The 14,074-nt window shown below is 61.9% G+C and carries 14 protein-coding genes and 1 tRNA gene; all 15 read right to left on the bottom strand.

Annotated features, from left to right (window positions below; genetic code table 11):
* Positions 1-8 precede the first annotated feature (8 nt).
* Positions 9-1,511, bottom strand: a complete 1,503-nt coding sequence (locus ABQZ00_RS06175) for an NADH-quinone oxidoreductase subunit M (protein ID WP_115513329.1) — start codon at positions 1,509-1,511, stop codon at positions 9-11.
* A gap of 20 nt (positions 1,512-1,531) precedes the next feature.
* Positions 1,532-3,706: an NADH-quinone oxidoreductase subunit L gene (gene nuoL, locus ABQZ00_RS06170; RefSeq protein WP_323537335.1), complete on the bottom strand. Its 2,175-nt coding sequence runs from the start codon at positions 3,704-3,706 to the stop codon at positions 1,532-1,534.
* 7 nt (positions 3,707-3,713) lie between these two features.
* Complete coding sequence (gene nuoK, locus ABQZ00_RS06165) at positions 3,714-4,019, bottom strand: NADH-quinone oxidoreductase subunit NuoK (protein ID WP_006450557.1); 306 nt, start codon at positions 4,017-4,019, stop codon at positions 3,714-3,716.
* Complete coding sequence (locus ABQZ00_RS06160) at positions 4,016-4,678, bottom strand: NADH-quinone oxidoreductase subunit J (RefSeq protein WP_323537445.1); 663 nt, start codon at positions 4,676-4,678, stop codon at positions 4,016-4,018. Before ABQZ00_RS06160 ends, nuoK begins: the two co-directional genes overlap by 4 nt.
* A gap of 4 nt (positions 4,679-4,682) precedes the next feature.
* Positions 4,683-5,171 (bottom strand): NADH-quinone oxidoreductase subunit NuoI, encoded by a 489-nt coding sequence (gene nuoI / locus ABQZ00_RS06155; protein ID WP_055850086.1) that lies wholly within the window; start codon positions 5,169-5,171, stop codon positions 4,683-4,685.
* A gap of 3 nt (positions 5,172-5,174) precedes the next feature.
* Positions 5,175-6,266 (bottom strand): NADH-quinone oxidoreductase subunit NuoH, encoded by a 1,092-nt coding sequence (gene nuoH, locus ABQZ00_RS06150; RefSeq protein ID WP_055850084.1) that lies wholly within the window; start codon positions 6,264-6,266, stop codon positions 5,175-5,177.
* Positions 6,263-8,497 (bottom strand): NADH-quinone oxidoreductase subunit NuoG, encoded by a 2,235-nt coding sequence (gene nuoG, locus ABQZ00_RS06145; RefSeq protein ID WP_323537336.1) that lies wholly within the window; start codon positions 8,495-8,497, stop codon positions 6,263-6,265. Before nuoG ends, nuoH begins: the two co-directional genes overlap by 4 nt.
* A complete protein-coding gene (nuoF, locus tag ABQZ00_RS06140) occupies positions 8,494-9,828 on the bottom strand; it encodes an NADH-quinone oxidoreductase subunit NuoF (protein WP_055850080.1) in 1,335 nt (444 codons plus the stop codon). The genes nuoG and nuoF overlap by 4 nt, the downstream gene beginning before the upstream one ends.
* A gap of 3 nt (positions 9,829-9,831) precedes the next feature.
* Positions 9,832-10,359 carry an NADH-quinone oxidoreductase subunit NuoE gene (gene nuoE, locus ABQZ00_RS06135; protein ID WP_005991372.1) on the bottom strand — a complete coding sequence of 176 codons (528 nt, stop codon included), beginning with the start codon at positions 10,357-10,359 and terminating at the stop codon, positions 9,832-9,834.
* A complete protein-coding gene (locus ABQZ00_RS06130; protein ID WP_115513331.1) occupies positions 10,356-11,663 on the bottom strand; it encodes an NADH-quinone oxidoreductase subunit D in 1,308 nt (435 codons plus the stop codon). Before ABQZ00_RS06130 ends, nuoE begins: the two co-directional genes overlap by 4 nt.
* The gene (locus ABQZ00_RS06125; protein ID WP_115528405.1) at positions 11,660-12,412 is read right to left on the bottom strand and encodes an NADH-quinone oxidoreductase subunit C; all 753 of its coding nucleotides are present in this window, start codon (positions 12,410-12,412) and stop codon (positions 11,660-11,662) included. The genes ABQZ00_RS06130 and ABQZ00_RS06125 overlap by 4 nt, the downstream gene beginning before the upstream one ends.
* A 36-nt stretch (positions 12,413-12,448) precedes the next feature.
* The gene (locus ABQZ00_RS06120; protein ID WP_039420570.1) at positions 12,449-13,003 is read right to left on the bottom strand and encodes a NuoB/complex I 20 kDa subunit family protein; all 555 of its coding nucleotides are present in this window, start codon (positions 13,001-13,003) and stop codon (positions 12,449-12,451) included.
* The gene (locus ABQZ00_RS06115; RefSeq protein ID WP_005991364.1) at positions 12,994-13,350 is read right to left on the bottom strand and encodes an NADH-quinone oxidoreductase subunit A; all 357 of its coding nucleotides are present in this window, start codon (positions 13,348-13,350) and stop codon (positions 12,994-12,996) included. Before ABQZ00_RS06115 ends, ABQZ00_RS06120 begins: the two co-directional genes overlap by 10 nt.
* Positions 13,351-13,455: 105 nt before the next feature.
* Positions 13,456-13,540 (bottom strand) — tRNA-Leu (locus ABQZ00_RS06110).
* A gap of 49 nt (positions 13,541-13,589) precedes the next feature.
* A complete protein-coding gene (secG, locus tag ABQZ00_RS06105) occupies positions 13,590-14,063 on the bottom strand; it encodes a preprotein translocase subunit SecG (protein ID WP_323537337.1) in 474 nt (157 codons plus the stop codon).
* Positions 14,064-14,074: the final 11 nt, after the last annotated feature.

The raw sequence follows: 14,074 nt of genomic DNA, 5'->3' as shown, positions 1-14,074 counted from the left end.
GCAAGCAGTTACAGCTTGGTCGCGGCAATCTGGGTAGCCAGCTTGGCGATCGATGGTTCCATCAGATCGGTCAGCGGCTTCGGATACAGGCCCAGGGCCAGCACGCCAGCAGCGAACACCCCCAGCACGAAGGCCTCGCGGCCATTGATGTCCTTCAGCTCGGCCACATGCGCGTTGGCCACTTCGCCGAAGAACACGCGCTTGTAGAGCCACAGCGTGTAGGCGGCAGTGATCACCAGCGTGGTGGCGGCAGCGAAGGCAACCAACGGATGCTTCTGGAAGCTGGCCAGGATCACCATGAACTCGCCGACGAAACCGCTGGTACCCGGCAGACCGGCATTGGCCATGAAGAACAACATCGCAAAAGTGGCGAACCACGGCATCACATTGACCACGCCGCCGTAATCGGCGATGCGACGCGTGTGCATGCGGTCGTACAACACACCGATGCAGGAGAACATGGCGCCAGACACGAAGCCGTGCGAAATCATCTGCACCATCGCGCCTTGCAAGCCGAGACGTGCAGCGTCGGTGCTGCCGTACTCACGCACCAGCGTGAAGGCAATGAAGGTACCCAGGGTGACGAAGCCCATGTGCGCGATGGACGAGTACGCCACCAGCTTCTTCATGTCTTCCTGCACCAATGCCACCAGACCGACGTAGACCACCGCGATCAGCGACAACGCTATGACCAACCAGGCGAACTCGTGACTGGCATCCGGCACGATCGGCAGGTTGAAGCGCAGGAAACCGTAGCCGCCGATCTTCAGTGCGATCGCAGCCAGGATCACCGAACCGGCGGTCGGCGCTTCGACGTGCGCATCCGGCAGCCAGGTGTGCACCGGGAACATCGGCACCTTGACCGCGAAGGCGATCAAGAACGCGAAGAAGATCCAGGTCTGCTCCTTGGCGGTCAGCTGCAGCGCGTACAGGTCGGCGAGTTGGAAACTGCCGCCCTTCAGATACAGGTAAACCAGACCCACCAGCATCAGCACCGAGCCGAGGAAGGTGTAAAGGAAGAACTTCATTGCCGCATAGATACGCCGCGGACCGCCCCAGACGCCGATGATCAGGAACATCGGGATCAACATGGCTTCGAAGAAGACATAGAACAGCATCGCGTCGGTGGCAGCGAAGATACCGACGGTGACGCCTTCCAGAATCAGGAACGCGGCGACGTACTGATTGACGCGCTTGTCGATTGAGCGCCAGGCGCCGATCAGCGCCAGCACCGTCACCAATGTGGTGAGCACGATCAACGCGACCGCGATGCCATCCACGCCCAGGTTGTAGCCGATGTTGTAAGCCGGAATCCAGGCATGCAGTTCGATGAACTGCATCGCGTCATTGGCAGTGTCGTAGCCCAACAGCGGCAGACTCAGCGCAAAGGTCGCCACCGCCACCGCCAAGGACGCCCAGCGGGCAGTCTCGGCGTTGCGCAACGCAAGGATCAGGGCGCCACCGATAATCGGCAGCCAGATCAAGATAGACAGTAAAGGCCAGTTCGACACGTTTTCTTATTCCGTACAGGTCAACGCCAGAAATGCATCAGTACCGCCAACAAGGCGATCAAACCGATGATCATTGCGAAGGCGTAGTGATAGAGGAAACCGGATTGCGTGCGACGCAGCAGATTTGCAGCCAGGTCGATCAGTCGGGCAGAACCATTGACGACCACGCCGTCGACCACATGGGTGTCGATTGCGCGTGACGCCTTGCCAAGGACAACACCGCCACCGGCGAAGCCATTGATCCACAGCTTGTCGAAGCCGTATTTGTTTTCCAGCAGCCACACGATCGGCGCGAACGCCTTGCGCGACTTGGTGGCCAGGTCGGGCTTCCACAGATAGAACAGCGCGGCCAGCAACAGACCGGCGACCGTCAGGAAGAACGGCGCCGCCATCATGCCGTGCAACGCGAACGCCACCGGGCCATGGAATTCTTCGGCCAGCGCACCAACGGTATCGCGCGCCGGGTCATAAAAGTCGACGATGCCGGTGAAGAACGACACGGCCTGACCCTTGAGCGCGTGCGCCGCGTGGTGGCCCTGCCAATCGGTACCGAACAACATCGGGCCGATGGTGAAGAAACCGATCGCCACCGACGGAATCGCCAGCAGGATCAGCGGCAACGTCACCACCCACTTGGACTCGTGCGGCTCGTGAACACCGTGGTGACCATGGCCGTGATCGTCGTGGCCATGACTGTCATGCGCATGTGCATCGTGCGCGTGGCTGTCGTGGGCATGCACCTGTGCTTCTGCATCGGCATGCGCGTTGTCGTGATATGCATGCGCATCGTGCGCATGAGCATCGCGAAAACGCTCCTTGCCGTGGAAGGTCAGGAACAGCAGCCGGAAGCTGTAGAAGCTGGTGACCAGCACGCCGCCGAGCACGGACCAGTAGCCGTAGGTCGCGATCCAGCTATGCGATTCGTGCGCGTGGTGCGCAGCGGCTTCGATGATGGTGTCCTTCGAGTAGAAACCCGAGAAGAACGGCGTACCGACCAGTGCAAGCGTACCGATCACGCTGGTCCAGTAGGTCACCTTCATGTACTTGCGCAGGCCGCCCATCTTGCGCATGTCCTGCTCGTGGTGCATGCCGATGATGACCGAGCCCGCCGCCAGGAACAGCAGCGCCTTGAAGAAGGCATGCGTCATCAGGTGGAACACGGCGGCCGAATAGGCCGACACGCCAAGCGCCACGGTCATATAGCCGAGCTGGGACAGCGTCGAGTACGCGACCACGCGCTTGATGTCGTTCTGCACGATGCCGATCAGGCCGGTGAAGAAGGCCGTGGTCGCACCGATGAACAGGATGAAGTTGAGCGCGGTTTCCGACAACTCGAACAGCGGCGACATGCGCGCCACCATGAAGATGCCAGCGGTGACCATGGTCGCAGCATGGATCAGTGCCGAGATCGGGGTCGGGCCTTCCATCGAGTCAGGCAGCCACACATGCAGCGGCACCTGCGCCGACTTGCCCATCGCGCCGATGAACAGGCAGATGCAGATCAGCGTCATCACGCTCCATTCGTGGCCTGCGAACAGCTGCACCTTGGCGTTGGCCATGGTGGTCGCGTTGGCAAACACGGTGGAATAATCCAACGAGCCGAACCACAACAGCACGCCGGCGATGCCGAGAATGAAGCCGAAGTCGCCCACGCGGTTGACCAGGAACGCCTTCATGTTGGCGAACACGGCCGTCGGGCGCTTGAACCAGAAACCGATCAGCAGGTACGACACCAGACCCACCGCTTCCCAGCCGAAGAACAGCTGCAGGAAGTTGTTGCTCATCACCAGCGTCAGCATGGAGAAGGTGAACAACGAGATGTAGCTGAAGAAGCGCTGGTAGCCCGGGTCTTCTTCCATGTAGCCGATGGTGTAGATGTGCACCAGCAGCGACACGAAGGTCACCACAACCATCATCATCGCGGTCAGGCGGTCGACCATGAATCCGACATGCGCGGAGTAATTACCGACGTCGAAGAAGGTGTACAGGTTTTGGTTGAACGGGCTGGCGCCCTGCTCCACCAATTGGTACAGCGTCAGGCACGACAGCACGCAGCTGACAGCCACACCGAGGATGGTGACGTATTGCGCGCCCTTGCGCCCTACCTGGCGACCGAACAGGCCGGCGATGATGCTGCCGATCAGCGGTGCAAGCACCACCGCAATCAACAGACTCTTGGAGAGAGTGATTTCCATCTACAGGTCAGCCCTTCAACGTATCGACTTCGGCCACATTGATCGTGCGGCGCGTGCGGAACAGAGTCACCAGGATCGCAAGGCCGATGGCGGCCTCCGCGGCGGCAACGGTCAGGATGAAGAACACGAACAACTGACCGGCGGGGTCGCCCAGCTCGCGCGAAAATGCAATGAAGTTGACGTTGACCGACAGCAGCATCAACTCGATCGACATCAGCAACACGATGACGTTCTTGCGGTTGAGGAAGATGCCGGCCAGGGAGATGCAGAACAGCACCGCGCCCAGTCCAAGCAGGTGGCCCAAGGTAATCAAGACTTCGCCTCCTGTCCGTCGGCCGCACCGACGCGCGGCGCAACCTGTGCTGGCTTTTCGACTGCCATCTTGACGATGCGCAGACGGTCGCCCGCCTTCACGCGGGATTGCTCGCTGGCGTTCTGGAGCTTGATGCCGGTGCGCTTACGCAAGGTCAGCATCACTGCAGCCACCACGGCCACGGTCAGAATCACGGCGGCAAATTCGAACGGCAGCAGGAACTCGGTGTACAGGCTCTTGGCCAGCCAGGTCAGGTTAGAACTGTCGGCGGCTTGCGCTGCCGCGTTGTCGGCCGGGAACGGCGTGGCAGTGCGGGCCTTGACCCCGATCAAGGTAACCATCTGCGCCAGCATCGCCACCGCAACGATCACGCCAAGCGGCATGTATTTGACCCAGCCCTCGCGCAACCGGCTGGTGTCGATGTCCAGCATCATCACCACGAACAGGAACAGCACCATCACTGCGCCGACGTAGACCAGCACCAGCGTGACGCCGAGGAACTCAGCACCGACCAGCAACCAGATACACGCCATCGAGAAGAAGGTGAGGATCAGGCACAACACGGCATACACCGGGTTACGCACGCTGATCACCGCACCGGCGGACACCACCGCGACTGCGGAGAAGGCGTAAAAAGCAATAGAGACCCAGTCCATCATGACCTCAACGGAAGGCGGCATCGGCAGCGCGACGCTCGGCGATCTCGGCTTCTAGCCGGTCTCCGATCGCCAGCAACTGCGGCTTGTTGACAATATTCTCGCCACGCTTCTCGAAGTGGTACTCGAGGATGTGCGTCTCGACGATCGAGTCCACCGGGCAGCTTTCTTCACAGAAGCCGCAGAAGATGCACTTGAACAAGTCGATGTCGTAACGCGTGGTACGGCGCGAGCCGTCCTCGCGCTTGGCCGAGTCGATGGTGATCGCCAGCGCCGGGCACACCGCTTCGCACAGCTTGCAGGCGATGCAGCGTTCTTCGCCATTGGGATAGCGACGCAGCGCGTGCAGGCCACGGAAACGCGGCGACTGCGGAAACTTCTCCATCGGATACAGCACGGTGTACTTGGGCTTGAACGTGTACTTAAACGTCAGCCACAAGCCTGCGAGCAGTTCGAGCAGCAGCAGGCTCTTGAAGTAATGGGTGATCTTGTTCATCGGTTACACGCCCTTCTGGATCACGCCGTAAAACACCATCAACGCCGTCACTGCGATCCACACGATCGTGAGCGGAATGAACACCTTCCAACCCAGACGCATGATCTGGTCGTAGCGGTAGCGCGGGAAGCTGGCACGGAACCAGATGTAAGCGCTGGCGAAGAAGAACACCTTCATCAGCAGCCACGGCCAACCGCCCTTCCACACCCAGTCGATCCACGGCGAGATATCCGCAGTGACCCAACCCTGGATCGGGCTCAGCCAGCCGCCGAGGAAGAAGATCGAGATCAAGAAGCTGACCAGGATCATGTTGGCGTATTCGGCCAGGAAGAACAGTGCGAACGCACCGCCCGAGTATTCCACCATGTGGCCGGCGACGATTTCCGATTCGCCTTCCACCACGTCGAACGGCGCGCGGTTGGTTTCGGCAACGCCGGAGACCCAGTACACGATGAACAACGGGAACAGCGGAATCAGGAACCAGTCGAAGAAACCCGAATTACCGCCCTGCGCCAACACGATCTGGCTCAAATTGACGCTGCCCGAAGCGATCATGACGCCGACCAGGGCAAAACCCATCGCGATTTCGTAGCTGACCACCTGCGCCGCCGAGCGCATTGCACCCAGAAACGCGTACTTGGAGTTGGAAGCCCAGCCCGCGAGGATGATGCCGTACACGCCCAGCGAGGTCATCGCCAGCAAATACAGCAAACCGACATTGGCGTTGGACAGCACCAGCTGCGCATCGAACGGCACCACCGACCACGCCGCGAATGCAGGCGCCAGCGTCAGCAGCGGCGCGATGATGAACATCGCCTTGTGCGAGCTGCTGGGCTGCAGGATCTCCTTGAACAGGAGTTTGAACACGTCGGCGAAGGCCTGGAAGATGCCCATACCCACGTACATCGGCCCGTGACGCACGTGCATCCAGCCGATCAGCTTGCGCTCCCACACCACGTAGAAGGCCACCGAGACGATCACCGGCACGGCGATCAACAGGATCTTCAACACGGTCCACAGCAGGATGCCGCCATCGCCCAGTCCGAGAAACCACTGGTGCAGAGGGTCGACCACGTTCAACAGCAATTCGTTCATGCAGCCACCACCGTTACGCGACCGGCACCAAGCGGCGCGGTTGCGCCATGGCCGGATTCGATCCACACCGTGCCAGGTGCAACACGCTTGTCCAGCACCACCGGCAACGTCGCCTTACCCGCGTCGGTGCCGACCTTGACCATCTGCCCATCGGCGATCTGCAGCTGCGCAGCCTGCTCGGGGTGCATCGCCACGCACGGTGCAATATTGAGCGGATGCGATTGCAGCGCAGCGGCGCGACGCACTACCGCATCGGTGCGGTAGATCGCAGCAGTCGCCGCGACTTCCAGCCCGTCGCTTGCCACCTGCGGCTGTGCCGAGGCCACCGGACGCACGCTGCGGTTCTGCATCTCTGCACGCAAGCCGACCAGATCGATGAACTCGAAACCAGCCAGACCCAGCTCACCACCCAGCGCACGCAGCACACGCCAGCCTTCGCGCGCTTCGACCGGCAAGCGGCCTGCGGCACGCGCCGTCTGCACGCGACCGTCGAGGTTGGTCAACGAGGCATCGATTTCCGGCAATGCACCGATCGGCAGGATCACATCAGCCACATCGCGCGTTGAAGCGCAGGCAAACTGACTGAAGGCAACGACCTTGGCACCGGCCAGCGCGCTGCGTGCAGCGGCGGCGTCGGCAAAATCCAGGCCGGGCTCGATACCGTACAGCACATACGCCTGACGCGGCTGCGCCAGCATGCCGGCCACATCACGTGCGGTGGGCAACACACCTTGCGACACCAGACCCACCGCGTTCGCGCCCTGCGGGATACGGCACAACGATGCGCCCGTTGCGGCAGCGAGGTCGCGTGCAGCAGCACGCAGTGTCGCAGCCTGCGGATGATTTTCAGCCAATGCACCAACCACGATCACGGCGCGCGTTGCGCCCTTCACCGCATCGCGTAGCGCGGCGTCGTCAAGTGCGCTTGCCAGCTGCGACGGCGAGACCACGGCGCGGCTCGCCTGCGTGAATGCGAAATCGAAATCGACCGGATTGACCGAATGGATCTGCGTGCGGTTCTGGATGTGCGCCTTGCGCAGACGTGCATGCAGCAACGGCAGCTCGTGACGCACGTTGGTGCCGAACAGCACCACCACATCGGCCTGCTCGATCTCGGCCAGCGGCGTTACAAAGGCTTCGGCAACTGCAGCGTCTGAGAAATCCCGATTGAGCAGACGGTGATCCAGATTGCCGCTGCCGAGGCCTTCGGCCAGACGTGCCAGCAGAGCACCTTCCTCGTTCGAGGTGGACGGATGCACCAGCACGCCAAGCTGATCGCCAGCGTTATCACGCAGGATCTGGGTCGCAGCGGCCAGACCTTCGGTCCAGCTCACTTCGATCCACTCGCCGTTGACCTTCTTCAGCGGCTTGCCCGCGCGGTCTTCGGCGTACAGGCCCTGATGCGAATAACGGTCGCGATCGGACAGCCAGCATTCGTTGACTGCTTCGTTCTCGCGCGGCACGGTGCGCAGCACTTCGCCACGACGCACATGCAGAAACAGGTTCGAGCCCATCGCATCGTGGTAACCCAGCGATTCGCGCGCCATCAATTCCCACGGACGTGCGCGGAACTGGAACACTTTGTTGGTCAGCGCGCCCACCGGGCAGACGTCGATGACGTTGCCGGAAATTTCGGTGGTCAGCGGCTTGCCGTCGTAGGTGCCGATCTGCAGGTTTTCACCGCGGTACATGCCACCCAGCTCGTAGGTGCCGGCGATGTCTGCAGTGAAGCGCACGCAGCGGGTGCACTGGATGCAGCGGGTCATTTCGGTGGCGACCAGCGGACCGATATCCTCGTCCGGCACCACGCGCTTGCGCTCGTTGAAGCGGCTCACCGACCGGCCGTAGCCGAGCGAGACGTCCTGCAACTCGCACTCGCCGCCCTGATCGCAGATCGGGCAATCCAGCGGGTGATTGATCAGCAAAAATTCCATCACGCTGCGCTGGTACTTCAGCGCCTTTTCGCTACGCGTGGCGATCTTCATGCCATCCATCACCGGCGTGGCGCAGGCAGGCGACGGCTTGGGCGACTTTTCGACATCCACCAGACACATGCGGCAGTTGGCGGCGATCGGCAGCTTCTCGTGATAGCAGAAGCGCGGGATCGGAATGCCGGCCTTGTCGGCAGCCTGGATGATCATCGAGCCCTTCGGCACGACCAGACTCTGCCCGTCGATTTCGACGGTGACATGATCCGGCGGCACGTTCGGGTTCACTGGTTGGGCGCTCATGCGGCCACTCCGACGTGCGTGTCGACGATCGAACGACCGTTGACGATGTAGTACTCGAACTCGTCCCAGAACTGGCGCAGGAAGCCTTGAATCGGCCACGCTGCCGCTTCACCGAACGCGCAGATGGTGTGCCCTTCGATCTGACCGGCCACGGTACGCAGCTGGTGCAGGTCTTCCATGGTGGCCTTGCCGGCGACGATGCGCTCCAGCACGCGGTGCATCCAGCCGGTGCCTTCACGGCACGGGGTGCACTGGCCACACGATTCCTTGTGGAAGAACTGCGAGATGCGGCAGGCAAAACGCACGCAGCACACGCTGTCGTCCAGCACCACGATGGCGCCCGATCCCAGACCGGTGCCCAGCGCACGCAAGGTGTCGTAATCCATCTGCAGACCGGCAACCTGATCGGCCTTCAGCACCGGCATCGACACGCCGCCAGGCACCACGCCTTTGAGGGTGCGGCCCGGACGCAGGCCACCGGCCATTTCCAGCAGTTCGTCGAAGGTGGTACCAAGCGGCACTTCAAAGTTGCCGCCCTTCTGCACGCAGCCGGACACCGAGAAAATCTTCGGGCCGCCGTTCTTGGTCTTGCTCAATCCGAGGAACCACTCCGGGCCGTTGCGAATGATCGCCGGCACCGACGCATAGGTTTCGGTGTTGTTGATGGTGGTCGGCTTGCCGTACAGGCCGAAGTTCGCCGGGAACGGCGGCTTGTAGCGCGGCTGGCCCTTCTTGCCTTCCAGCGATTCCATCAATGCGGTCTCTTCGCCGCAGATGTACGCGCCAGCACCCAGCGCACCGTAGATATCGATGTCCACGCCGCTGCCGAGAATGTTCTTGCCCAGCCAGCCGTTCGCATACGCATCGGCCAGTGCCAGTTCGAAGTTTTCGAACGGCTCGTGGTGGAACTCGCCACGCAGGTAGTTGTAGCCCACCGTCGAGCCGGTGGCGTAGCAGGCGATCGCCATGCCCTCCACCACCGAATGCGGGTTGTAACGCAGGATGTCGCGGTCTTTGCAGGTTCCCGGCTCGGATTCGTCCGAGTTGCACAGGATGTACTTCTGCATCGTGCCCTTGGGCATGAACGACCACTTCAGACCGGTCGGAAAACCGGCGCCGCCGCGGCCACGCAGATTGGACGCCTTGACCATTTCGATGACGTCGGCCGGCGCGATCTTTTCTTCCAGGATCTTGCGCAACGCGGCGTAGCCACCGGTCTTGAGGTAGCTCTCGTACGACCACGGAGTGTCGTAATGCAGGGTCGTGTAAACGACCTGATGCGGCAACGGCGCCGGACCGACCGGACCTGTAGGTGCGTGATGATGTGCCATGTCTTATTCCAGCCCGTCCAGCAGCGCGTCGACCTTCTCTTTCGTCAGGTGCTCATGGTAATGGCCGTTGATGACCATCATCGGCGCTGCAGAGCAGGCCGCCAGGCACTCTTCTTCGCGCTTGAGGTAGACGCGGCCATCGGCCGTCGACTGCCCCAGCTTGCAACCCAGTTTCTTCTCGGCGTGCGCCAGCAGATCTTCGGCGCCGTTGAGCCAGCAGCTGATGTTGGTGCAGAACGCCACGTTGTGGCGGCCGACCTTCTCGGTCTCGAACATCGAGTAGAAGCTGGCCACCTCATACGCCCACACCGGCGGCAGTTCCAGATACTTGGCCACGCCAACGATCAACTCGTCGGTCAACCAGCCCTGGTTCTGCTCCTGCGCCGCGTGCAAGCCCTGCAGCACCGCCGAACGCTTGCGATCGGGCGGAAACTTGGCCAGCCAATGATCGATGTGCGCACGCGTTTTATCGCTCAGCACCACCTGCGGATCGACGTCGCGCGCCGCTTCGAAATTACCCGTCGCCTTCATCGGTCAACCTCACCGAAAACCAAATCGTAAGTGCCGATCATCGCCACGACGTCGGCCAGCAAATAACCACGCACCACCGCATCCATCGACGACAGATGCGCAAAGCCGGGCGCGCGCAGATGCAGGCGGAACGGCTTGTTGGCGCCATCGGACATCAGGTAGCAACCGAACTCGCCCTTGGGCGCTTCGACCGCGCAATAGGTCTCGCCGGCCGGCACGCAATAGCCTTCACTGAACAGCTTGAAGTGATGGATCAGCGCTTCCATGTCGTCCTTCATGCCTTCGCGGCTTGGCGGAGCGACCTTGAAATTGGTGACCATGACCGGGCCAGGGTTGGCCTTCAGCCACTTCACGCATTGCTTGATGATGCGGTTGGATTCGCGCATCTCGGCCACGCGGACCAGATAGCGGTCGTAGCAGTCGCCGTTGGTGCCGACCGGGATATCGAAATCCACCGCGTCGTACTTGGCATACGGCTGCTTCTTGCGCAGATCCCACTCGATCCCCGAGCCACGCAGCATCGGACCGGTCATGCCCCAGGCACGCGCCAGATCCGGGCTGATGATGCCGACATCGACAGTACGCTGCTTCCAGATGCGGTTATCGGTCAGCAGCGTTTCGTATTCGTCCACGCGCGACGGGAAGGTGTCGGTGAAATCCTCGAGGAAATCCAGCATCGTGCCTTCGCGAGCAGCGTTGCGCTTCTTCAGCGCCCCACCCTTGTGCCAGCGCGATTCCTTGTACTTGGGCATGAAATCGGGCAGATCGCGGTACACGCCACCCGGGCGGTAGTAGGCCGCGTGCATGCGCGCGCCGCTGACCGCCTCGTAGACGTCCATCAATTCTTCGCGCTCGCGGAACGCGTACAACATCACCGCCATCGCACCCAGATCGAGTGCGTTGGAACCGACCCACATCAGGTGATTCTTGATGCGGGTGATCTCGTCGAACATGGTGCGGATGTATTGCGCACGCTCCGGCGCTTCGATTCCCATCAGGGACTCGATCGCGCGCACGTAGGCGTGCTCGTTGCACATCATCGACACGTAATCCAGGCGATCCATGTACGGAACCGACTGGTTGAATGGCTTGGACTCGGCCAGCTTCTCGGTGCCACGGTGCAGCAGGCCGATATGCGGATCGGCACGCACCACGGTCTCGCCGTCCATTTCCAGGATCAGACGCAGCACGCCGTGCGCCGCAGGATGCTGCGGGCCGAAGTTCATCGTGTAATTGCGGATTTCCTGCTTGCTTTCGACAGGATTGCTCGCGAAGGCATCGGTTGCCTGGCGGAACTCACTCACTTGGCGGTCTCCGACTTGCCCACTTCACCGGCGGCAGTCTCATAACGGGCATCGTCGCGAATCACGCGCGGCACACCAACGCGCGGCTCGACCGAGGTAACCGGTTCGTACACCACGCGCTTGCGCTCTTCGTCGTAACGCACTTCGACGTTACCGATCAGCGGGAAATCCTTGCGGAACGGGTGGCCGACGAATCCATAGTCGGTCAGGATGCGGCGCAGGTCCGGGTGACCATCGAACACGATGCCGAACAGGTCGAATGCTTCGCGCTCGAACCAATTCACGCCCGGCCAGATATCGGTCACCGACGCCACCACCGGCACCTGCTCGTCGGGTGCGTAGCAACGCACGCGCAAACGCTGGTTGTGCTGGTAGGAAATCAGCTGAGCAACGACCGCAAAACGCTGTTTGGGCATGTGCTGCGCATGCGCGCCGGTGGAGCCTTCCTGGCTGGGAAACTCACCCCAACCGAAACGCCCGATGCCCTTGCCTTCGACGCCGCGACTGAAGCCCTGCGAGGACACGTCGGCGGTATCCCACTCGTCGCTGCCATAACCCAGGTAGTCGACGCCGCACAGGTCGCTGAGCTGCTCAAAAGCGAGCTCGTCGCGCAGCGCCAGACAGGTGGCGTGCCAATCGGCCGCGGCGACTTCCAGCGTGACTTCGCCGCGCGGCAATGCCACGGCGATCTGGGCACCGGCGAAACGTGCCGCAAGTCGGTCAGTGAAGGAGGATGCTTGCTCTGCCATGGGGGCTTGGCTGCTCTCGGTAGGAGAAGACGGGTATCAGCGCGCGATCGTCTGGGTACGCCAGATCTTCTTCTGCAGCTGCAAGATGCCGTAGACCAGCGCCTCGGCGGTCGGCGGGCAGCCCGGGACATAGATGTCCACCGGCACGATGCGATCGCAACCGCGCACCACCGAATACGAATAGTGATAGTAGCCGCCGCCGTTGGCGCAGCTGCCCATCGAGATGACCCACTTCGGGTCCGGCATCTGGTCGTAGACCTTGCGCAGCGCCGGGGCCATCTTGTTGACCAAGGTGCCGGCGACGATCATCACGTCGGACTGGCGCGGCGACGGGCGAAACACCACGCCGTACCGATCCAGGTCCAGACGCGAGGCGCCAGCGTGCATCATTTCGACCGCACAGCAGGCCAGACCAAAGGTCATCGGCCACATCGAGCCGGTCCGCGCCCAGTTCAACAACGCGTCGACGCTGGTGGTCACGTAGCCCTTCTCGAGCAGCGGGTTTTCGCCGTCCGGGCGCAGGATGTCTTCCACCCGGCCTTCCGGCATCGGGTTGGTCATCAGACGATCCAGGGTCTGAATCACTCCCATTCCAGCGCTCCCTTCTTCCACACGTAGATAAAGCCGAGGAACAACATGCCGACGAACAGCCCCATGGTGACCAGCGAACGTGCGCCGATCTCCATGAACACCTGCGTCCACGGCACGATGAAGATAATTTCCAGGTCAAACACGATGAACTGGATCGCGATGAGGTAGTAGCGCACATCGAACTTCATGCGCGCGTCTTCGAATGCCTCGAAGCCACACTCGTACGGCGAAAGCTTGCGCGCGTCCGGGCTGCGCGGAGCGAGGAACCGACCAATCAGCATCAGCACGATGCCGATGCCAGTGGCGACGATCAGAAACAGCAGACTCGGCAAATATTCGGCCAGCACAGCGATTCTCTCTTGCCTCTGCCCGCACGCGCCGCGTGCCGGCATGGGGTATAGGCAGACCCTGCGCGCGACGTGTCGCAATGCACAGGAACTGCAGCCAAACAATGGTGCCCAAGAGGGGACTCGAACCCCTACGACCTAAGTCGCTACCACCTCAAGGTAGTGCGTCTACCAATTCCGCCACCTGGGCATACGTTGCGCCGCTGGGCATCCCAGTGCGCAGCGTATTGTAACCGGCTTCAGCGTTTTTGTGCTGGTTCTGAAGCGTTTTCTTCGCTGGCCGCTGGCGCCGACGGCGCAGGTGCGGACTGCACTGGCGCAGCAGCGGGTGCGGCGGCAGGAGCAGGCTGCGACGGAGCGGTCGGTACCGCACCGGCAGCAGGCGCCTGCGGCAACGGCTGGGTCAACTCACCGGCTGCAGCCGGCGCCGGGGTGGCGGACTCCGACATCACACCCAGGTTCTGATCGGTCGGACGGGCACCGTGGGTGGCATACCACGCCATGAACAGACTGATGCTGAAAAACACCACCGCCAGCCACTTGGTCGACTTGGACAGGAAGTTCGACGCACCCTGCGAACCGAACACCGTGCCCGAGGCGCCGGCACCGAAGCCGGAACCGGCTGCCGCACCCGCGCCACGCTGCATCAGGATCAGCGCAATCATCGCCAGCGCGACCAGCACGTAGACCACATTGAGGATCAACATCAGCATTTCGAAATCCG

Source organism: Xanthomonas sp. WHRI 10204 (genome assembly GCF_040202875.1).
GTDB lineage: Bacteria > Pseudomonadota > Gammaproteobacteria > Xanthomonadales > Xanthomonadaceae > Xanthomonas.
Note: the sequence above shows the minus strand (reverse complement) of the source record. Positions and strands in the feature narration are given on the sequence as shown.